Here is a 19,706-nt window from a genome sequence, read left to right on the forward strand (position 1 = left end):
GGGGTGCCCGTCGAAGGGCTGGCGCGCGGGCGGCCCTGGGGGCCTGCTGGGCGCGGCTCGGGGATGTAACGACGACCGGCCCGGTGTCATTCCCGGCGGTGGTGACTCCGTCCGGGGCTGACGGCCCGAGGGCGTTGCCTGCTGTCCGCGGCTCGGGGATGTAACGACCGGCGGGCCGGGGCCATTCCCGGGGCGGCCGGGGTGCCCGTCGCTGGGGATGTAACGGCCATCGGGCCGGGGCCATTCCCTGACCTGGCGATCCGCTCGACGCCCCGGTGGGCCGGAGCGCGGCGCTCGACCCGGTGCCTCGCCGGCCAGTCATGTACAACGACCCGCGCCCGCCACCGATTCCACCCTCACGATGGCACCGACCACAGCCCGTCAGGGCCACCGCAGCCGAACCGGACACCACTTCCCAGACCACCCGCCCGGACGCGGACGGACCCGCGAAACACCGGCCTCGGAACAGCGGCCACCATGATCCACCCCGCCCGCCCGCCCCGCCTGCGGCGATCTTGCACTTTAGTGCCGGGCAAACCCCGCAAATCCGGCATCCCCGGGGCACTAACTGCAAGATCGCGTGGGGCGTGGGGCGTGGGGCGTGGGGCGTGGGGCGTGGGGCGTGGGGCGTGGGGCGTGGGGCGTGGGGCGTGGGGCGGGGCGCGGGGCGCGGGTGGGGGTGCGGAGCGTGGGGGGGCGGCTGCGGTACTCGCGTCCGAGGAGTGGGCTTCCGTCTCACCACTCATCGGGGCACGGGGGCCGACGCGAGATCTTGGTACGAAACGGCCCCCATGAGGGCCGTTTCGTACCAAGATCTACCCAGCTTCTCAGTTGTGGGACGGGGCTCTCGGCGCTCGGGCACCCACGGGTTCCTGACGGGGCTGACGGTGACGTGCCGGTAATCCGGGCGGCGGACGAACCCAGGAAGAGGTCAGGAGCGGGGGGCGGCGTCCGCTGTCGAGCCGTCCAGCGCGGCCAGGATCGCCTCGGCCGTACGCCTGCCCACCCCGGGCACCTCGCTGATCTCCTCCACCGTGGCGGCGGACAGCCGCTTCAGTGAGCCGAAGTGCCGCAGCAGCGCCTTGCGGCGTATCTCGCCGAGGCCGGGGACGTTGTCCAGCGCGGATTCGGTCATCCGCTTGGAGCGCCGCTGCCTGTGGAACGTGATGGCGAAGCGGTGCGCCTCGTCGCGTACGCGTTGCAGCAGGTAGAGCGCCTCGGAGGTGCGCGGCAGGATCACCGGGAACTCGTCGTCGGGCAGCCACACCTCCTCCAGCCGCTTGGCCAGCCCGCACAGCGCCACGTCGTCGATGCCCAGCTCGGCGAGCGCCTTCGCGGCGGCGGCGACCTGGGGCGGGCCGCCGTCGACCACGACGAGCTGCGGCGGGTACGCGAACTTGCGCGGCCGCCCGGTGGTCGGGTCGATGCCGGGGCGGTCGGGGTCGGAGGCGGTCTCCTCGCCCAGCTCACCGGTCTCGGCGCGGGCGTCGAGGTAGCGGGCGAAGCGCCGCCGCAGCACCTCGGACATGGCCGACAGGTCGTCGGTCGCGCCGCGCACGATGAACCGCCGGTATTCGCTCTTGCGGGGCAGCCCGTCCTCGAACACGACCATGCTGGCGACCACGTCGGTGCCCTGGATCTGGGAGACGTCGAAGCACTCGATGCGCAGCGGCGAGGTGTCCATGCCGAGCGCGTCGGCGATCTCGTCGAGCGCCTGGCTGCGGGTGGTCAGGTCACCGGCCCGCTTGAGCTTGTGCCGGGCCAGCGCGTCCTTGGCGTTGCGCTCGACGGTCTCCAGCAGTGACCGCTTGTCGCCGCGCTGCGGCACGCGCAGCGACACCCGGCTGCCCCGCCGGGCGGTGAGCCAGTCGGCGAGCGCGTCGGCGTCGCCGGGCAGCTCGGGGACGAGCAGCTCGCGGGGCACGTCGGCCTCGCCCTGCTCGCCGCCGTACACCTGGGTGCAGAAGTGGTGCACGAGGTCGCCGGTGGTCAGTTCCTCGGTCTTCTCCACCACCCAGCCGCGCTGGCCCCGCACCCGGCCGCCGCGGACGTGGAAGACCTGCACGGCGGCTTCGAGCGGGTCGTCGGCGAAGGCGACCACGTCGGCGTCGGTGCCGTCGCCGAGCACCACAGTCTGCTTCTCCATCGCCCGCCGCAGCGCCGCGACGTCGTCGCGCAGCCGGGCGGCCCGCTCGAACTCCAGTTGCTCGCTGGCGTCGAGCATCTCCTTCTCCAGCCGGCGGACCATGGTGTCGGTGCGGCCGGCCATGAAGTCGCAGAAGCCGTCGACGATCTCCCGGTGCTGCTGCGCGGTGACGCTGCCGACGCACGGCGCCGAGCACTTGCCGATGTAGCCGAGCAGGCAGGGCCGGCCGACCTGCCCGGCCCGCTTGAACACCCCGGACGAGCAGGTCCGCGCCGGGAAGACCCGCAGCAGCAGGTCGAGCGTCTCGCGGATCGCCCATGCGTGCGAGTAGGGCCCGAAGTAGCGCACGCCCTTGCGCTTGACCCCGCGCATCACCTGCAACCGCGGGTATTCCTCGTCGAGCGTGACAGCGAGATAGGGGTACGACTTGTCGTCGCGGTAGCGGACGTTGAACCGGGGGTCGTACTGCTTGATCCAGGTGTATTCCTGCTGGAGCGCCTCGACCTCGGTGGCGACGGTGATCCAGTCGACCGACTCGGCGGTGAAGACCATCTGCCGGGTGCGCTGGTGCAGGCCGACCGGGTCGGCGAAGTAGGAGTTGAGCCGGCTGCGCAGGTTGCGCGCCTTGCCGACGTAGATCACCCGGCCGGTGCCGTCGCGGAAGCGGTAGACCCCTGGCGACTCCGGGATGGTGCCGGGCGCGGGACGGTAGGTCGAGGGGTCAGCCACGGCGCCAAGCCTAGTCCGCACCCCTGACACCCGGCCGCCGCCGCGCCCCCGCCGGCCACCTGGCGACGGGGGCGCCGACGCGGTCAGGCCAGGCGGATCTGGTCGCCGTCGACCTTGATCTCCTTGGCCGCGAGCGGCTTGGTGGCCGGGCCGCCCTTCACCGAGCCGTCGGTGATGGAGAACCGGCTGTTGTGGCAGGTGCAGTTGATCGTGCCGCCGTCGACGTTCGACACCGGGCAGCGCTGGTGCGTGCAGATCGGGTCGAACGCCTTGAACTGGCCGGCCTCGGGCTGGGTGATCACCACGCCCTGGCTGGCGAAGACGGCGCCGCCACCAACCGGGATGTCCGAGGTGCGGGCCACGGAGTTGCTGCCGGCCCGGTCGCCGCCGCCGGCATCCCCGGTGGCGGTGGCACCGGGCGGGCCGCCGCTGGTCGGGGCGAGCCCGGGTGACGCGTCGTCGTCGCTGCCGCAACCCGCGAGCACCACTGCCGCCCCCACCGCGCCGGCTCCGGCGAGCAGGGTACGGCGGCTCTGGGTGACCGGTCGGGTCAGCGCCTGATCATCACTCATCTCCGGCCTTTCTCTCGACTTACTGCGGAACACGCACAAGCTTGCGGCACGGTTCATATTGACGCGTCAACGAACCGGGCGTCGCGGTGGAGGACGCCGGTCAGCGCGCACCGGCGGGCACCTTGCGGGCCCGCTGCTTGGCGCTGCCGTTGGCCTTCGCCGCCCGGGTGGTGGCGGCCTTGGCGCCCTTGGCCTTGCCGTCGAGCTTGAGGATCGGCCGCAGGAACTCCCCGGTGTGGCTCTCCGGCACCTCGGCGACCTCCTCCGGCGTGCCGGTGGCGAGCACGGTGCCGCCCCGGTGGCCACCCTCGGGGCCCATGTCGATGAGCCAGTCGGCTGTCTTGATCACGTCGAGGTTGTGCTCGATGGTGATGACCGTGTTGCCCTTGTCGACAAGGCCCTCCAGCACCATCAGCAGCTTGCGGATGTCCTCGAAGTGCAGGCCGGTGGTGGGCTCGTCGAGCACGTAGACGGTGCGGCCGGTGGAGCGCTTCTGGAGTTCGGAGGCGAGCTTGACGCGCTGCGCCTCACCGCCGGACAGCGTCGGCGCGGGCTGGCCGAGCCGGACGTAGCCGAGGCCGACGTCGACGAGCGTCCTGAGGTGCCGGTGGATGGCCGGGATGGCGGAGAAGAACTCGGCCGCCTCCTCGATCGGCATGTCCAGCACCTCGGCGACCGTCTTGCCCTTGTAGTGCACCTCAAGGGTCTCGCGGTTGTAGCGCGCGCCCTTGCACACCTCGCAGGGGACGTAGACGTCCGGCAGGAAGTTCATCTCGATCTTGATGGTGCCGTCGCCGGAGCACGCCTCGCAGCGCCCGCCCTTGACGTTGAACGAGAACCGGCCCGGGCCGTACCCCCGGACCTTGGCCTCGGTGGTCTCGGCGAAGAGCTTGCGGACGTGGTCCCAGACCCCGGTGTAGGTCGCGGGGTTGGAGCGCGGGGTCCGCCCGATCGGCGACTGGTCCACGCCGACGACCTTGTCCACGTGCTCCAGGCCGGTGACCCGGGTGTGCCGGCCGGGCACCAGCCGGGCGCCGTTGATCTGGTTGGCCAGCACGGCGTAGAGGATGTCGTTCACCAGCGTCGACTTGCCCGAGCCGCTGACCCCGGTGACCGCGATGAGCTGGCCGAGCGGGAAGCTCACGGTGAGGTTGCGCAGGTTGTGCTCGCGTGCGCCGTGCACGACCAGCTCCCGGCCGGGCGTCTGGGGCCGGCGGGTGGCGGGCGTCGGGATGACCTTGCGGCCGGCCAGGTACGCCCCGGTGACCGACTCGGTGTTGTCGAGCAGCGCCGGCACCGACCCGCTGTGCACGATCTTGCCGCCGTGCTCGCCCGCGCCCGGGCCGATGTCGACGATCCAGTCGGCGACGCGGATGGTGTCCTCGTCGTGCTCGACCACGATCAGCGTGTTGCCCAGGCCGCGCAGCCGCAGCAACGTCTCGATGAGCCGGTGGTTGTCCCGCTGGTGCAGGCCGATCGACGGCTCGTCGAGCACGTAGAGCACGCCGACCAGGCCGGAGCCGATCTGGGTGGCCAGCCGGATGCGCTGGGCCTCGCCGCCGGAGAGCGTGCCGGCCGGGCGGTCCAGCGAGAGGTAGTCCAGGCCGACGTCGAGCAGGAACTTCAGCCGGGCGTTGATCTCCTTGAGCACCCGCTCGGCGATCATCTTCTGCCGGTCGGTCAGCTCGATGCCGGCGAGCAGGTCGGCCGCCTCGCCGACGGAGAGGTTGCAGACCTCGGCGATGCTCTTACCGGCCAGGGTGACCGCGAGCACCTCGGGCTTGAGCCGGGTGCCGCCGCAGGCCGCGCAGGGCACGTCCCGCATGTAGCCCTCGTACTTGTCCCGGGACCACTCCGACTCGGTGTCGGTGTGCCGGCGCTCGATCCACTGCACCACGCCCTCGAAACCGGTGTAGTAGGAGCGCTCGCGGCCGTACTTGTTGCGGTAGCGCACGTGCACCTGGTCGTCGGAGCCGTGCAGGATCGTCTTCTGCGCCCGCGAGGGCAGCGCCCGCCACGGCGTGTCGATGTCGAAGTGCTCGGCCTCGCCGAGCGCCTCCAGCAGCCGCAGGAAGTATTCGAGGTTGTGCCCGGTGGCCCAGGGCTGGATCGCGCCCTCGCGCAGCGTGCGCTCCGGGTCGGGGATGACCAGCTCCGGGTCCACCTCCTTCTTCGTGCCCAGGCCGGTGCACTCGGGACAGGCGCCGTACGGGGCGTTGAAGGAGAAGACCCGGGGTTCCAGGTCCTCGATCGCGAGCGGGTGGTCGTTCGGGCAGGCCAGGTGCTCGGAGTAGCGGCGCTCCCGGGCCGGGTCGTCCTCGGGCAGGTCGACGAAGTCGAGCAGCACCAGGCCGCCGGAGAGGCCGAGCGCGGCCTCGACCGAGTCGGTAAGCCGCTGCTTGGCGCTCGGCTTGACGCTGAGCCGGTCGATCACCACCTCGATGGTGTGCTTCTCCTGCTTCTTGAGCTTCGGCGGCTCGGTCAGCGGGTGCACCACGCCGTCGACCCGGGCACGGGCGTAGCCCTTGGCCTGGAGTTCGGCGAACAGGTCGACGTACTCGCCCTTGCGGCCGCGCACCACGGGCGCGAGCACCATGAACCGGGTGCCCTCGGCCATGGCCAGGACCCGGTCGACGATCTGCTGCGGGCTCTGCTTGGAGATCCGCTCGCCGCAGATCGGGCAGTGCGGCTCGCCGATGCGGGCGAAGAGCAGGCGGAGGTAGTCGTAGACCTCGGTGATGGTGCCGACGGTGGAGCGCGGGTTGCGCGAGGTGGACTTCTGGTCGATGGAGACGGCGGGACTGAGGCCCTCGATGAAGTCGACGTCGGGCTTGTCCATCTGGCCGAGGAACTGCCGGGCGTACGACGACAGCGACTCGACGTAGCGGCGCTGCCCCTCGGCGAAGATGGTGTCGAACGCCAGGCTCGACTTGCCCGAACCGGAGAGCCCGGTGAAGACGATCAGGGCGTCCCGGGGCAGGTCGAGACTGACGTCACGCAGGTTGTGCTCGCGCGCGCCACGGATGATCAGTCGGTCGGCCACGGTGCGTGTGCTCCCGGAAGAAGAATATGAGGCGGATCTGTGCACCAGACGCCGGGTCTGGATGGTTTTCACAGGTTGTCGGGGGCGCAGAGAAAACGCCCCGGCAACTCTAGCCCCGACGTATGACAACTTCCGTCGTGCGAACATTCCCCCAGCTCAGGACGGTCGGGTGCGAATCACGCAGCCCCACCCGACCGGCCCGGGCCGGCTCAGAATCCCCCTGGTGCGGGCGGGGTCGCCGGACGCCCGGTGCGTCGCCGCCCACCCCGCCGGCCGCCCCGCCGTTCGGCCGCGAGCCGGGCCGCGCGCCGGCCGCTCTCGTACTCGATCTCCCGCTGGAGCCGGCGCCAGCTCTCCCAGCGGCGCACCGGCAGCGCGCCGTCGTCCAGCGCGGCCCGCACCGCGCAGCCCGGCTCGGCGTCGTGGGCGCAGTCGCCGTACCGGCAGCCGGCGGCCAGCTCGGTGATGTCGGCGAACGCCCGGTCGAGGCCGGTCGCGCCGTCGAGCAGGCCGACCGCCCGTACGCCCGGGGTGTCCAGCACCGCTCCCCCACCCGGCAGCGGCACCAGCGACCGCCAGGTGGTGGTGTGCCGGCCCTTGCCGTCGACCCGGCGGATCGCCTGGGTGCGCATCACATCGGCCCCGGCCAGCGCGTTGACCAGGCTCGACTTGCCGGCCCCGGAGGGGCCGAGCAGGCCGAGCGTGCGGCCCGGGGCGACGTGCCGGCGCAGCGGCGCCAGGCCGGTGCCGTGCTCGGCGCTGACCGGCAGCACCGGCACCCCCGGCGCGAGGTCGGCCAGCTGCCGGGCGACCGCCGCCGGGTCGGCGGCCAGGTCCGCCTTGGTGAGCACGACCAGCGGCTCCGCGCCGGACTCGTGCACCAGGGACAGCAGCCGTTCGATCCGCGCGGCGTCCGGCTCCGGGTGCACCGGCTCGACCACCGCCGCGGCGTCGAGGTTGGCGGCCAGCACCTGGCCGCTGGCGTCCTTGCCGGCGGTACGCCGCACCAGCGCGGTACGCCGGGGCAGCACCGCCTCCACCGTGACCGGGCCGTCCGGCCAGGCGCACAGCAGCACCCAGTCACCCGCGCAGGGCAGCGCGGTCGCGTCGCGGGCGGCGGCGGACAGCACGCCGCCGCCGAGGCTGGCCCGCACCGGCCCCTGCGGGCACAGCACGGTGCAGACGCCCCGGTCCACCCGGGCGACCCGCCCGGGAGTACGGCCGGAGCGACGGTCGAGATGGGCCGCCCAGCCGGCGTCCCAGCCGAGGGCGGTCAGATCGAGAGTCATGGTGTCCTCATCGGTGTCGAGGGGAGATACGGCGGAACACACGCGTTGCGACCGGCATGCGCACCACCTCCCCTCCGACTCCCGGTGCCGCGTAGACGACGGCACGGACCAGGCGGTCCGAGGTCGTCGGCCCTGACGGTAGGGGCCGCGCCGACGCGCCGAAAGCGATTTCCCCGGCGGCACGGCCCGGTCCGGCCCGCTACTGTCGAACCGTGAGAACGCGATGACCGCCGACCCCCTGCTGCTGACCGGTGCGCTGGCCGAGGCGAACGACCGGCTGCTGCGTACCGTGTCCGGTCTGACCGCCGAGGACGTCGCGGCACCGTCGCTGCTGCCGGGCTGGTCCCGCGCGCACGTGCTCACCCACCTGGCCCGCAACGCCGACGGGTTCGTCAACCTGCTCACCTCCGCGCGCACCGGCGAGGACATCCCGATGTACGCCTCGGCGCAGGCCCGCGCCGACGACATCGACGCGGGCGCGAGCCGCGGCCCGGCCGACCTGCTGGACGACGTACGCCGCAGCGGCCAGCGCTTCGACGCGGCGGTGGCGGCGATGCCCGTCGACGCCTGGGGCGCCACGGTGCGGACCCGGCGTGGCCCGTGGCCGGCGGCGATGCTGGTCTGGGGCCGGTTGCGCGAGGTCGAGGTGCACCACGTCGACCTGGCCGCCGGTTACCGGCCCGCGGAGTGGCCGGAGGCGTTCGCCCAGCGGCTGCTGCACGAGGTGGTCACCGGGCTGGCCGCCAACCCGGCCGCGCCGTCCATGGTGCTGCGCTTCGACGGCGCCGCGTCCGAACTCGTCGTGGGCGACCCGGAGGGGGCGCCCACGGTCACCGGCCCCGCGCCGGAACTCGCCGCCTGGCTGACCGGCCGGGGCGCGGGCGAGATGCTCACCGTCGAACCCGACGGCCCCCTGCCGAACCCACCGGAATGGATCTGAACATCGTCATGACCTACACCGGAGACGTCACGCCCGGCGGCCCGCCGGCCGTACGCGAGCTCGACCGGCTCACCGTCACCAAGCTGTCGGTGGGCCCGATGGACAACAACGCCTATCTGCTGCGCTGCGGGGCCACCGGCGAGCAGGTGCTGATCGACGCCGCGAACGAGGCGCCTCGCCTGCTGGAGCTGGTCGGCGACGGCGGGCTGGCCGCCGTGGTGACCACCCACCAGCACATGGACCACTGGGTCGCGCTGGAGGAGGTGGTGGCCAAGACCGGTGCGCGCGCGCTGGTGCACGCCGACGACGCCGAGGGCCTGCCCATCGAGGCCGAGCGGCTCGCCGAGGGCGACACGGTGCCGGTCGGTGACTGCGCGCTGGAGGTCATCCACCTGCGCGGGCACACGCCGGGTTCGATCGCGCTGCTCTACCGCGACCCGGCCGGCACCCCGCATCTCTTCACCGGGGACTCGCTGTTTCCCGGTGGTGTGGGCAACACCGACCAGGACCCGGAGCGCTTCGGCCATCTCATCGACGACGTCGAGGCCAAGCTCTTCGACCGGCTGCCGGACGACACCTGGTTCTACCCCGGCCACGGCAAGGACAGCACCATCGGCGCCGAGCGGCCCGCGCTGCCGCAGTGGCGCGCCCGCGGCTGGTGAGCACGCCCGGCCCGGCCTCCCCCGTGGCGGCCGGGCCGGGCGCGGTCAGCCGGTGACCGCCCGCAACCGTCGCCGGGTGGCGAGCAGCACCGGGCCGGCCAGCAGCAGCCCGACCGCCATGGTCAGCACGGTGGGGTTGAGCGCCGCGGGCAACAAGCCCGTCAGCGCCCGCGCGGCCAGCCCCAGCGCCACGTAGAGCCCGGCCCACGCGGTCGCCCCGGCCGCCGCGCAGGCCAGGAACCGCCGGTACGACATCCGCAGCCCGCCGGCGGCCAGCGGCAGCAACGCGTTGAACACCGGCAGGAACGGCGCCACCAGCACGATCCGGCCGCCGCCGCGGTGCAGCAGCGTCTCGGCGGCGGCCCAGCGGGACTCGCCGATCCAGCCGCCCACCCGGCTGTCCCGCAGCCACCCGCCCCAGCGCCGGCCGGCGAGGAAACTCAGCGACCACCCGGCCAGGCAGCCGGCGACCACCGCCGCGACGGTGAGCGCTCCGCCGGCCGGGCGGCCCGCGCCGACCGCCGCGAGGACCGCGGCGTCGCCGGGCACCAGCACCCCGATCAGGGGTACGGCGTCAGCGAGCATGACCACGCCGAGCAGCCCCATCAGCAGGGTGGTGGGCAGCTCACCGGCGGCGGCCACGAGTTCGTTCATGAGCTGCACGCTATGTCCCGGCGGCACGCCGGCACATGGGGCATGAACCCCCAGTGGTCCCCGACACCCGACCCGGAGATCCCTGAGGGTCAGCGGGGGCGCAGCACCTGCACCCGGCGTACCGGGGAGTCGACAAAGGGTTCGGTGGTCGGCACCAGGTAGCTGGCCACCGGTTCCAGCCCGTCCGGCGGCAGGTGGCCCCGGTCCGGGTCGCCGACCAGCACCTGCACCCCGTGCGCGGCGCAGCGCCGCAGGTAGGGCAGGACCCGGGCGGCCAGGCCCGCGTCGTAGAGCGCGTCGCCGGCCACCAGCAGGTCGGCGTCCGCCACCCCGTCGAGCAGGTCGGCGCCGTCGACGCTCACCCGGACCCGGTTGGCGCGGGCGTTGACCGTGACGGCGGCCACCGCGTACGGGTCGATGTCGTTGGCGACCACCTCGTCGGCCCCGGCGAGAGCGGCGGCGATGGCGACCAGCCCCGATCCGGCGCCCAGGTCGAGCACCCGTCGCCCGGCGGCCAGCTCGGGATGGTCCAGCAGGTGCCGGGCCAGCGCCTGGCCACCGGCCCAGACCGACGCCCAGTACGGCGGCGGCAGCGACCGCCCGGCGGCGGCCTCCATCCGGGCCCACCACAGGATGGCGTCCTCGGCCAGGTGCAGGCGCACCTCGGGGACGAACGGCGTGCCGACCAGGCGCAGGCGGTCCGGGCCCGCGCCGGGCGCCGCGATCTCCTGTTCCAGGTCGGCCAGAGCCGTCTGCGTGCTCATCGGGGCAAGCATGCCGCGCCCCGCCCGGCGGTGGGGTCTTTTTCCCGCCGCGCGCGTATTCACGGGCGCGCCGCGCGCTTCCGGCAGCGGAATGCCGTCCGGGCGGTTACTGTCGGGGGTGGTAGAGGGCGATCATCGGTCGAGGGACAGGTGCTCGCCCGCATTGAACAGGGAGAGACGCATGGCAACCGGCACGGTCAAGTGGTTCAACTCGGAAAAGGGCTTCGGCTTCATCGAGCAGGACGGCGGAGGCCCGGACGTGTTCGTCCACTACTCGGCCATTCAGAGCAATGGCTACCGCGAGCTGAACGAGGGCCAGAAGGTCGAGTTCGAGGTGACGCAGGGCCAGAAGGGCCCGCAGGCGGACAACGTCCGTCCCATGTAGTGACGTGCCGGTGACGGCGGTCGGAACCCGACCGCCGTCGCAGCGCATCATCAGGACGGCGCGACCGGCAGGTCGCGCCGTTTCCGTAGTGGCCCGGCCAGCAGGATCAGCGGGGTCAGCGCCAGCCAGGCGGTCATCGCCCGGATCGCGCCGCCCGGCCCCCAGGCCGCGCCCAGCGCCCCGGCGAGCAGCGCGGCCAGCGGAATGGTGCCGTAGTTGAGCAGGTGCATGCTCACAGTCACCCGGCCGAGCAGCCGGTGCGGCGTGTACGTCTGCCGGAAGCTGCCCTTCACCACGTTGCCGATCGCCACGCCCAGGCTCACCAGTACGCCGCCGAGCACCAGCCACGCCGTACGCGCGCCGGGCCCGGCCAGTGGGATGAGCAGCGCGGGCGGGCCGGTCAGGGCGCCGGCGACCAGCAGTGTGCGGGCACTGCCGAGCCGGCGGGCCAGGCGCGCGGCGAGCGCGGCGCCGATCACGCCGCCGAGGCTGGCGAGCCCGATCAGGAGGCCGACGAGGCCCACCGGAAGGTCGGCCGTCCGGACCAGGAACACCACGAGCACCGCCTGGTAGCCGGTGAGCCCGATGTTGCTCGCCGCCCCGAACACCGTCAGGACCCGCAGGTACGGGTCGCGGGCGACGAATCGCAGCCCGGCGGCGACCTCGCGGCGCAGCGACGTCGACCCGTCCGGACGGTGCGGTCGGGGCTCGACCGCGCGGATGCGCCGCAGGCACAGCGCGGACAGCAGGAAGCTGAACGCGTCCACTGCCACAGCGGTCACCGCGCCGACCAGCTGGGCGACGAGGCCGGCCAGTCCCGGCCCGACCAGGTAGCTCGCCGTCTGCGTGGCGTGCAGCCGCGCGTTGGCCTCGGGCACCTGCGCCGGACGCAACAGCGTGGGCAGGTAGACCTGGTCGGCGGTCTCGAAGAAGACCCGGGCCAGGCCGGCGCCGAGCGCCACGATCAGCAGATGCCCGACGGTGAGCAGTCCGGCCAGGGCGGCCACCGGCACGCTCGCGAACAGCGCCGCTGCGGCGAGGTCGGCGGCGATCATCACCGGGCGGCGGCGGACCCGGTCGACCCACGCCCCGACCGGCAGGCCGGCGAGCAGCCAGGGCAGCCAGGCGGCGGCGGTGAGCACCGCCACCTGGAAGGTGGTCGCGTCGAGCACCGCGACCGCCACCAGTGGCAGCGCCACTGTGGTCATGTTGCTGCCCACGGCGCCGACCGTGTGACCGGTCCAGAGCAGCCGGAAGTCGTGGTGCCGGAACAGCGGGCCGGGTGCGGCGTCGACCGGCCCTGAGGTGTGCGCGGGGGCGGTCACGACCGCCGCCCCGCTGCGGCGGTCACGGCCGGCCCGGAACGCCGTGGGCGAACACGAAGACCGGCTCGCGGCGCTGCCCGTCGTCCGGCACCGGCCGGTCGGCCCACCGGGCGAACAGCGCGATCACCTCACGGCCGAGCGTGTCCAGCTCCTCCGGGGTCAGGTGCAGCCAGTGGTCGGTGCTGAACGGCGCGTCGTTCCAGGCGGCGTACGTCTCGTCCGACGCGGCATGCCAGGCCCGTACCAGTTCGGCGTGCCGCTCCAGGTTGAGCGAGCCGGCGGCCTCGACGACGACCCGGGTGGACGGGTCGTCGCCGAAGTCGGACTCGGACCAGCGCACGCCCCGGTTGCGCGGCTTCCACCAGCGTTCCCGGCGGTCCCGGGCCAGCTCGGGCGCCTCGACCAGCAGGTCGGCGGCGGCGAGCACCTTGAGGTGGTGGCTCACGTTCGCCGGTGCCTGGTCGGTGCGCTCGGCGAGCATGCCGACGGTGCACGGGCCGTACACCTTCAGCACGTCCATGAGCCGGCGGCGCAGCGGATGGGCGAGCGCGGCGAGCACTCGCGAGTCGGTGATCTGCCGGACGGAGGGCTGTTCCACGCGGCGAGCCTGGCATCCGCAAGAACCATTGCGCAACACATATTGCGGATTACGAGGAACCGGGGCGCCGCGATGTGACGGTCGCGGCGCCGGACGGTCAGGCGGTCAGCCGCCGGGACAGCTCGTCGGCGACGTCCCGGGCGATCTGCGGCGGGATGGCCTCGGCGATCTTCTCCGGCGGCAGCCCGGCCAGCACCCCGGAGACGATCTGCTCTTCGTCGGTGAAGTCCTTGCCGGACAGCTCGTTCACCTGCGCCACCAGCGCCGGCCAGGCCCGCAGCATCGCCAGCATCTGCTGCAACGGCGAGTTCGCCATGGGCGGGTTGACCAGCCCGGTGGTGTTGGCCGGCGAGATGAGCCAGTTGCGCAGGTTCTGCAGGTCGGCCAGGACGTCGCCGACGGTACGGTTCTTGGCTCCGGTGTCGTTGATGAGCTTGTCGGTCTGTTCCATGTCGTCCTCCGGGTTCGCGATGGCGATCATCCCGATCGCGGTCAGGTAGCGGCGGAACAGCGGGGTCTGGTCCCGGCCCGCCTTCGTGGAGTCGCGGAAGAAGCTGAAGTGGGTGTGGAACAGGTGGCTGCTGTCGCCGCCGGTGCGCCGTCCCAGCCGGTCCCAGCGGCGTACGGTCCGCCCGTCCGGGGAGTAGACGATCTCCCGGATGTCCCGGGTGTCGGCCGCGTTCGCCACGCACTGCGCCACCATCCAGGTGGAGAACGTCCGCAGGTTGTGCGTACCGCCGCCGGAGCGGACGGAGAACGTGCCGACGTCCAGCGCCGACGCGTAGAGCGTGAGCCCGGACCGGTCCCGGCTGGACTCCACCACGGAGTAGTCGTTCGTGACGACCCGGTCGGAGCCGCAGTGGTAGCCGCCGCGGTGGTTGACGTCGCCGACGATGCCGACCTCCGCCGGCTCCAGGTCGTCGGCGCGTACGGCGTTCTTGTCGACGTTGAGGTAGGTGAGTAACAGATTCCGGACGGCCAGCAGGTTCGCCGGGGCCGACGTCATGGCAGATCCCCTTCCGATCGATGACCGGCGAGGACACGACAATCACACCGCGCGATGACATGAGATCCGCGGACGCGCCCCGCCGGAGAACTGCACGGCACCGGGCACTTGCTCCGAGCTTAACCGCGGTTAGGCAGAAATGCCCAGCTCAGGGGCGCTTTTTGAACTATCAGCCCGCTGTGGACGGTGCCGGCACGAGCGGCAGCACCAGCGCCGAGGGATGCTCGCGATCGTGGAGGATCTCCCGCCATCCAGCACGGAGGGTCACGGCGGTGCCGAGCGGCTCGCCGGTGCCGGGGTTGCGCGCGTACCGGGGGTGGGCGCCGCCGGAGACCTGCACCCGCAGCCGGTGCCCGGGCGCGAAGCGGTACGCGGCCGGCCAGAGCGGGACCGGCACGGTGACCACGCCGGACGCATCCCCCGGGAACCGGCCCGGCTCGACGCGCACCAGGCCGTCGCAGACGTTCCACGAGCGCCCGCGCCGGTCCACGTCGCACAGACGCACGAACACGTCCAGGTACGACAGTTCGCTGCGCAGGTGGATCTCGGCGCGTACCGGCCCGGCCACCTCGACCGGCTCCCGCAACGGCTCGCTGGTGTACGTGAGCACGTCCGGGCGTGCCTCCACCGGCCGGTTGTCCACCGGGCCGGCCCGCTGGGCCACCAGCAGCGGCCCGCCCAGCGACGGGGTCGGGTCGGCCGGGTCGTACCGGATGCGGTCCGGCGTGCCGTGCTCCTGCGGTTGCGGGGCGAGCGCGCCACCGGACCGCAGGTACCACCGGACCGGCGTGGCGGGCGGCGGCCAGTCCGGCAGGTCGCGCCAGCCGCCGCCGACGCCGCCGACGTGCACCCGCACCGGCGCCCGCTGTGGCGCGGGCCGCCCGGCCAGGTGCGCGTCGAGCCAGTCCAGCCCCTCCCGCAGCGACGCCAGGAGCAGCCCGGGACTGCCGTGCGTCCACGGCCCGACGACGAGGCGGGGACGCGCCCCGGCGGCCCGCAGGCGGGCGAAGTCGTCGAGCTGGGCGGGCAGGAAGATGTCCTGCCAGCCGCTGACCATGACGACCGGCGCGCGGACCTCGGTGATCCGGTCGCCGAAGACCCGGGTACGCCAGTAGTCGGCGCCGGGGGTGTGGTGGCGCAGCCACTCCTGGAAGAACGGCACCGTGACGCCGGTGGCGATCCGGTCGGCCTCGGCCAGCGGCAGGTGCGTCAGGGCGCGGGCGAGCCGGGGCTGGCCGCGTTTGAGTTCCCACTGCCGGGCCAGCCAGGGCACCGTCTGCGCCTCGATCAGCTCGGCCCAGGTGAGCACCGTGTCCAGCGCGAACGACCCGCCCGCGTACGTGGAGTCGCGGGTGGCCGACGCGGTCACCACGGCGACCATCGCGCGCAGTTCCTCGCCCGCCTCGGCGGCGAGCGCCCACTGCACGAAGCCCTGGTAGCTGGCGCCGAACATGCCGAACGCGCCGGTCCACCACCGCTGGCGGCGCAGCCAGTCGAGCGTGTCCAGGCCGTCGTCGCGCTCGTGCACGAACGGCGCGAACTCGCCGCCGGACCCGAACGTGCCGCGGCACGACTGGATCACCACGTGGAAGCCCCGCTCGGCGATCAGGCGGCCCAGCAGCCGGACCGGGCCGCCCCGCCCGTACGGCGTGCGGATCAGCACGCACGGCGCGGCGGGCAGGTCGGGCGCGTAGTGGTCGGTGCGCAGCGTCACTCCGTCGCGTACCCGCACCGGGATGTCCCGGCGGACCGCGACCCGCCCGGTGCGGGCGGCGGGCAGTCGCAGCGCCGCGGCGGCGGCCCGGGTGACCAGCCGCACGGTCAGGCGTCCACGGACCCGGCGCCGCGGCGCGGGGCGGCGCGGATCTCGTCCCGGTGGGTACGCATGGAGTGCACCATCTCGGCCATGAACCGCCGCACCACGGCCAGCTCGTCGTCGCTGAAGCGGTCCATCACCTCGTCGGTACGGCGGCCGAGCGGCCCGAAGAAGCTCTGCGCCAGCGTGGCGCCCCGGTCGGCGTAGTGCAGCAGGATCTTGCGTCGGTCGGTGGTGTCCCGGTCGCGCCGGATGTGGCCGCCGCGCTCGAGCCGGTCGACGAGCGCGGTCACCGAGCCGGAGGAGAGGTTGAGCGCCTCGCCGAGCCGGCCGGGAGTGATCGGGTCGCCCACCAGCTCGGCCTCCATGACCGCGATCAGGGCGTACAGGTCGGTGGCGTTGAGCCCGTGCAGCCCGGCGAACGCGTGCCCGATGTGCTGGGCGTCGACCGAGTAACGGCGCAGGTCGTTTGTGATCTCGGCGACCATCCGACCGCGCGGGTCGTCGCGTCGCCGATACATCCTGTGCGCCGCCACCGCTCGTCGCCTCCCCTGTCCGAACCGGTTCGGTTGCAGCATAGAGCCACCCCGGATAATCTCGCTTATCAAGATACTCGCTCAGAGAGAATCCTCCGCGACCAATATGTGAGGGCATCCGATGTCACTGTTCTCCCGCGTCGTCCGGGGCCGGCTCGCCGCCTGGCTCACCCTGGCCGTCGCGCTCGTCGTCGGCGTGGTCGCCTTCGGGCTGCCGAAGCCGGACAACCCCGACCCGGTGTCCGGCACCGGCCTGTCCGTGGAATGGCAGTCGACGCAGGTCGAACGGCTCCAGGACCAGTTGCCCTCCAAGGACGCCCAGACCGCCCTCGTGGTGGTCAGCCGCGCCGACCAGGCACCGCTGAGCGGCACGGACCGCAGCACGCTCGACGGCATCGCCGGCGAGCTGAACTCGCTCGCCGCCGGCGGGCGGGTCTCCCCCGCCCAGGTCTCCCCCGACGGCACCGTGGCGCTGGTCGCGGTGCCGCTGTCCACCGAGGGCGGCCCGTCGGCGGTGGTCGACGAGGTGGAGAAGCTCCGCGAGGCGGTCGGTGGCCTGCCCGGCGAGCTGACCGTCGAGGTCACCGGCGGCCCGGCGTTCACCGCCGACCTGGGCAAGGTCTTCGAGGGCGCCGACACCACGCTGCTGCTGTTCACCGCCGCCGTGGTGGCGGTGCTGCTGCTCATCACCTACCGCAGCCCGTTCCTGTGGCTGGTGCCGCTGCTCGTGGTGGGCGCCACCGAGCAGATCACGCTGCGCGTGGTGGAGTCCCTCGTCCCCGCGTTCGGCATCTACCTGCCCAGCGGGCAGGTGACGGGCATCGCCAGCGTGCTGGTCTTCGGCGCCGCCACCAACTACGCGCTGCTGCTCATCGCCCGCTACCGGGAGGAACTGCGCCGCGAGGAGGACCGGTTCGCCGCCATGCGCGCCGCGCTGCGCCGTACCGCCGAGCCGATCCTGGCCAGCGGCAGCACCGTCGTCCTCGGCGTGCTCACGCTGCTGCTCTCCGAGCAGGAGACCAACCGGGCGCTGGCCCTGGCCTGCGCCACCGGCGTGATCCTCGCCATGCTCTCCGCGCTGTTCGTGCTTCCGGCCGCGCTGCTGCTGTTCGGCCGGGGCCTGTTCTGGCCGTTCATCCCCCGGGTCGGCAGCGCCGCCCGCGAGGGCCGGATCTGGGGCCGCCTCGGCGAGCTGGTGGTCCGCCGCCCGCTGCCGGTCGCCGCGCTCGCCGTCCTGCTGCTCGCCGGCCTCGCACTCGGCGGCCTGGGCATCCGTACCGGGCTGTCCGAGACCGAGCAGTTCAGCGAGAAGCCCGAGGCGGTCGCCGGGGCGGAGACGCTCGCCCGGGCCTTCCCGGCCGGCAGCACCCAGCCGGTCGCGGTCATCACCAACCCACAGGCCGCCCCGGCGGTCCTCGCCGCCGCCTCCGACGTCGACGGGGTCGCCTCGGCCCGCCCCGGCACCGCCGGGGACCGGGTCGCCCAGATCGACGTGGTGCTCACCGCCGAGCCGGGCAGCGCCGCCTCCGACCGGGCCGTGGTGGCGCTGCGCGACGCCGTGGCCGCCGTACCGGATTCGGCGCCGCCCGCTGTGGACGGAGCGGACGCCCCCGACGGCGCGCTGGTCGGTGGTTCGGTGGCCGCCACGTACGACTCGAACGAGGCGAACACCAAGGACCTCCAGCTGATCCTGCCGCTCATCCTGCTGCTGGTCGGCGCGGTGCTGGTGCTGCTGCTGCGCGGGATCCTGGCGCCGCTGCTGCTGGTGCTCACCGTCATCGGCTCGTTCTTCGCCAGCCTCGGCGCGGCCTGGCTGCTCTTCGACCACGTGCTGGACTTCCCGGCGCTGGACAGCGGGGTGCTGCTGCTCGCGTTCGTGTTCCTGGTGGCGCTCGGCGTCGACTACAACATCTTCCTGGTCACCCGGGCCCGGGAGGACGCGCGGCGCAGCGGCACCCGCGACGGCATGCTGTCCGCGCTGCGCGTCACCGGCGGCGTGATCACCAGTGCGGGTGTGCTGCTCGCGGCGGTGTTCGCGGTGCTCGGCGTGCTGCCGCTGATCACGCTCACCCAGATCGGCATCATCGTCTGCCTCGGCGTGCTGCTGGACACGCTGCTGGTCCGTACCGTGCTGGTGCCGGCGCTGGCGTTCCTGCTCGGCGACCGGTTCTGGTGGCCCGGGCGGATCGCCCGGGACGCCGACGCGCCCGCCGTGGCGCCGGCCGAGCCGGTTCCCGCACGGGACTGAGCCGAACAGACGGGGGGGGGGGGGGGGGGGGGGGGGGGGGGGGGGCGCCCCCCGCCCCCCCCCCCCCCCCCCCCCCCCCCCCCCCGTTCGTCCGCCCGCTTCTAGAAGCTCAGGCACTCGCACTCGGTCATCAGCGCCCGCACGTTGCGCACGTACTGCGGGTTGGGGATGGCCAGCGGCTGATCCTCACGCGCCACCGCCCCGTGCCCGTAGTTGTAGGCCGCGATCACGGCGTTGAGCAGGCAGGAGTTCAGCTCGGCAGTGCACAGCGAGGCGTCCAGCCGGTAGTCGGACTCGAAGTACATGTCGCCGATGTACTTGGTGAGCCAGGCCAGGTAGGTGCCGCCCAGGTAGGCGTTGTCCCGGTAGGCGTCGATGTCGTACGACTGGCCGAACCGCTGGTTCATCCACTCCGCCGTGGCCGGCATGACCTGCATCAGCCCGACCCCGCCGTCACAGGCGACGATGTTCGACTGCCACCCGCTCTCCTGCCAGGCGGTGGCCTTCAACAGCGCCGGCGGGATGCGGATGTCCGGCGCCGAGGTCGGCCAGTAGGTGCGCGCCGCGGCGTCGGCGAGCGCCGCCTTCACCTGGCTCTGGCTGGCCTTGGTGCCCCGGTAGCTCGGCTTGCAGCCGTTCTCCACCGGCTTCGGCGGCGCCGGCGGCACCTGGGTCTCGGTCGGCGGCTTCGGCCGGGCCAGGGGTGCGGTCGACGTACGTGACGGCTTGACCCGCGGCTTCGCGCTCGCCGACGCGCTCGGGCTGGGCCGGCCGCCCATCGCCGCCACCGCCGGTGGTTCCTCACTCGGCGCGTCGGCCGGCGCCGCCTGCGGCTCGTCGACCGGCACCTCCGTGCTGGGCAGCGCCACGGCTACCTCACGGACCGGCCGTTCCCCCTCGCCGCACGCCGTCAGCGTGCCCGCCGCCAGCAGCGCCACCACTGCCACGGCCCACCGGCCGAATCCTCGCCGCATCGGACCTCCCCGTCGTCCT

The 19,706-nt window shown here is 73.4% G+C and carries 16 protein-coding genes; 4 read left to right on the plus strand and 12 right to left on the minus strand.

Annotated elements, in window-relative coordinates; translation table 11 throughout:
* Positions 1-931: 931 nt before the first annotated feature.
* The 4 genes from uvrC to rsgA form a co-directional block, all read right to left on the minus strand.
* Positions 932-2,875 (minus strand): excinuclease ABC subunit UvrC, encoded by a 1,944-nt coding sequence (gene uvrC / locus ACGFIA_RS08275; protein ID WP_357476884.1) that lies wholly within the window; start codon positions 2,873-2,875, stop codon positions 932-934.
* An 83-nt stretch (positions 2,876-2,958) separates the two neighbouring features.
* On the minus strand, positions 2,959-3,447 hold the full coding sequence (locus tag ACGFIA_RS08280) for a Rieske (2Fe-2S) protein (protein ID WP_357476881.1): 489 nt from the start codon (positions 3,445-3,447) through the stop codon (positions 2,959-2,961).
* A 100-nt stretch (positions 3,448-3,547) separates the two neighbouring features.
* Entirely contained in the window at positions 3,548-6,490 is a 2,943-nt protein-coding gene (uvrA, locus tag ACGFIA_RS08285; RefSeq protein ID WP_357381007.1) for an excinuclease ABC subunit UvrA, read from the minus strand.
* Between the two features lie 209 nt (positions 6,491-6,699).
* A complete protein-coding gene (rsgA, locus tag ACGFIA_RS08290) occupies positions 6,700-7,779 on the minus strand; it encodes a ribosome small subunit-dependent GTPase A (protein ID WP_393259204.1) in 1,080 nt (359 codons plus the stop codon).
* Between the two features lie 223 nt (positions 7,780-8,002).
* Between rsgA and ACGFIA_RS08295 the strand changes: the two genes are divergently transcribed.
* Both ACGFIA_RS08295 and ACGFIA_RS08300 read left to right on the plus strand, forming a co-directional pair.
* Positions 8,003-8,719: a maleylpyruvate isomerase family mycothiol-dependent enzyme gene (locus ACGFIA_RS08295; RefSeq protein ID WP_357381002.1), complete on the plus strand. Its 717-nt coding sequence runs from the start codon at positions 8,003-8,005 to the stop codon at positions 8,717-8,719.
* Positions 8,720-8,727: 8 nt separating this feature from the next.
* Entirely contained in the window at positions 8,728-9,381 is a 654-nt protein-coding gene (locus tag ACGFIA_RS08300; RefSeq protein ID WP_357381001.1) for an MBL fold metallo-hydrolase, read from the plus strand.
* A 45-nt stretch (positions 9,382-9,426) separates the two neighbouring features.
* Here the strand turns inward: ACGFIA_RS08300 and ACGFIA_RS08305 are convergent, their stop codons facing one another.
* Both ACGFIA_RS08305 and ACGFIA_RS08310 read right to left on the minus strand, forming a co-directional pair.
* Entirely contained in the window at positions 9,427-10,035 is a 609-nt protein-coding gene (locus ACGFIA_RS08305) for a VTT domain-containing protein (protein ID WP_357380998.1), read from the minus strand.
* A gap of 89 nt (positions 10,036-10,124) precedes the next feature.
* Positions 10,125-10,799 carry a 50S ribosomal protein L11 methyltransferase gene (locus ACGFIA_RS08310; RefSeq protein WP_357380996.1) on the minus strand — a complete coding sequence of 225 codons (675 nt, stop codon included), beginning with the start codon at positions 10,797-10,799 and terminating at the stop codon, positions 10,125-10,127.
* 181 nt (positions 10,800-10,980) lie between these two features.
* Between ACGFIA_RS08310 and ACGFIA_RS08315 the strand changes: the two genes are divergently transcribed.
* Positions 10,981-11,184 carry a cold-shock protein gene (locus ACGFIA_RS08315; protein WP_184686822.1) on the plus strand — a complete coding sequence of 68 codons (204 nt, stop codon included), beginning with the start codon at positions 10,981-10,983 and terminating at the stop codon, positions 11,182-11,184.
* 50 nt (positions 11,185-11,234) lie between these two features.
* Here ACGFIA_RS08315 and ACGFIA_RS08320 read toward each other — a convergent pair whose 3' ends face one another.
* From ACGFIA_RS08320 to ACGFIA_RS08340, 5 genes are all read right to left on the minus strand, one after another.
* Complete coding sequence (locus tag ACGFIA_RS08320; protein WP_393259207.1) at positions 11,235-12,509, minus strand: MFS transporter; 1,275 nt, start codon at positions 12,507-12,509, stop codon at positions 11,235-11,237.
* Positions 12,510-12,531: 22 nt separating this feature from the next.
* Complete coding sequence (locus tag ACGFIA_RS08325; RefSeq protein ID WP_393259209.1) at positions 12,532-13,107, minus strand: ArsR/SmtB family transcription factor; 576 nt, start codon at positions 13,105-13,107, stop codon at positions 12,532-12,534.
* Positions 13,108-13,204: 97 nt separating this feature from the next.
* Positions 13,205-14,113 carry a hypothetical protein gene (locus ACGFIA_RS08330; protein ID WP_357380990.1) on the minus strand — a complete coding sequence of 303 codons (909 nt, stop codon included), beginning with the start codon at positions 14,111-14,113 and terminating at the stop codon, positions 13,205-13,207.
* Positions 14,114-14,282: 169 nt separating this feature from the next.
* Positions 14,283-15,932, minus strand: a complete 1,650-nt coding sequence (locus tag ACGFIA_RS08335) for a CocE/NonD family hydrolase (protein WP_393259212.1) — start codon at positions 15,930-15,932, stop codon at positions 14,283-14,285.
* Positions 15,933-15,934: 2 nt separating this feature from the next.
* The gene (locus ACGFIA_RS08340) at positions 15,935-16,450 is read right to left on the minus strand and encodes a MarR family winged helix-turn-helix transcriptional regulator (protein WP_393259214.1); all 516 of its coding nucleotides are present in this window, start codon (positions 16,448-16,450) and stop codon (positions 15,935-15,937) included.
* A gap of 136 nt (positions 16,451-16,586) precedes the next feature.
* Between ACGFIA_RS08340 and ACGFIA_RS08345 the strand changes: the two genes are divergently transcribed.
* Complete coding sequence (locus tag ACGFIA_RS08345; protein ID WP_357474811.1) at positions 16,587-18,713, plus strand: MMPL family transporter; 2,127 nt, start codon at positions 16,587-16,589, stop codon at positions 18,711-18,713.
* Positions 18,714-18,814: 101 nt separating this feature from the next.
* Here ACGFIA_RS08345 and ACGFIA_RS08350 read toward each other — a convergent pair whose 3' ends face one another.
* Complete coding sequence (locus ACGFIA_RS08350) at positions 18,815-19,687, minus strand: transglycosylase SLT domain-containing protein (RefSeq protein WP_357380986.1); 873 nt, start codon at positions 19,685-19,687, stop codon at positions 18,815-18,817.
* Between the last annotated feature and the right edge of the window lie 19 nt (positions 19,688-19,706).

Source organism: Micromonospora sp. NPDC049203, assembly GCF_043197215.1.
Lineage (GTDB): Bacteria > Actinomycetota > Actinomycetes > Mycobacteriales > Micromonosporaceae > Micromonospora.

Bases quoted from the DNA above. Each gene is read 5' to 3' on its own strand.
- ACGFIA_RS08280 (WP_357476881.1), bottom strand. From the start codon at position 3,447: ATGAGTGATGATCAGGCGCTGACCCGACCGGTCACCCAGAGCCGCCGT.
- rsgA (WP_393259204.1), bottom strand. From the start codon at position 7,779: ATGACTCTCGATCTGACCGCCCTCGGCTGGGACGCCGGCTGGGCGGCC.
- ACGFIA_RS08295 (WP_357381002.1), top strand. From the start codon at position 8,003: ATGACCGCCGACCCCCTGCTGCTGACCGGTGCGCTGGCCGAGGCGAAC.
- ACGFIA_RS08300 (WP_357381001.1), top strand. From the start codon at position 8,728: ATGACCTACACCGGAGACGTCACGCCCGGCGGCCCGCCGGCCGTACGC.
- ACGFIA_RS08305 (WP_357380998.1), bottom strand. From the start codon at position 10,035: ATGAACGAACTCGTGGCCGCCGCCGGTGAGCTGCCCACCACCCTGCTG.
- ACGFIA_RS08310 (WP_357380996.1), bottom strand. From the start codon at position 10,799: ATGAGCACGCAGACGGCTCTGGCCGACCTGGAACAGGAGATCGCGGCG.
- ACGFIA_RS08315 (WP_184686822.1), top strand. From the start codon at position 10,981: ATGGCAACCGGCACGGTCAAGTGGTTCAACTCGGAAAAGGGCTTCGGC.
- ACGFIA_RS08330 (WP_357380990.1), bottom strand. From the start codon at position 14,113: ATGACGTCGGCCCCGGCGAACCTGCTGGCCGTCCGGAATCTGTTACTC.
- ACGFIA_RS08340 (WP_393259214.1), bottom strand. From the start codon at position 16,450: ATGTATCGGCGACGCGACGACCCGCGCGGTCGGATGGTCGCCGAGATC.
- ACGFIA_RS08345 (WP_357474811.1), top strand. From the start codon at position 16,587: ATGTCACTGTTCTCCCGCGTCGTCCGGGGCCGGCTCGCCGCCTGGCTC.
- ACGFIA_RS08350 (WP_357380986.1), bottom strand. From the start codon at position 19,687: ATGCGGCGAGGATTCGGCCGGTGGGCCGTGGCAGTGGTGGCGCTGCTG.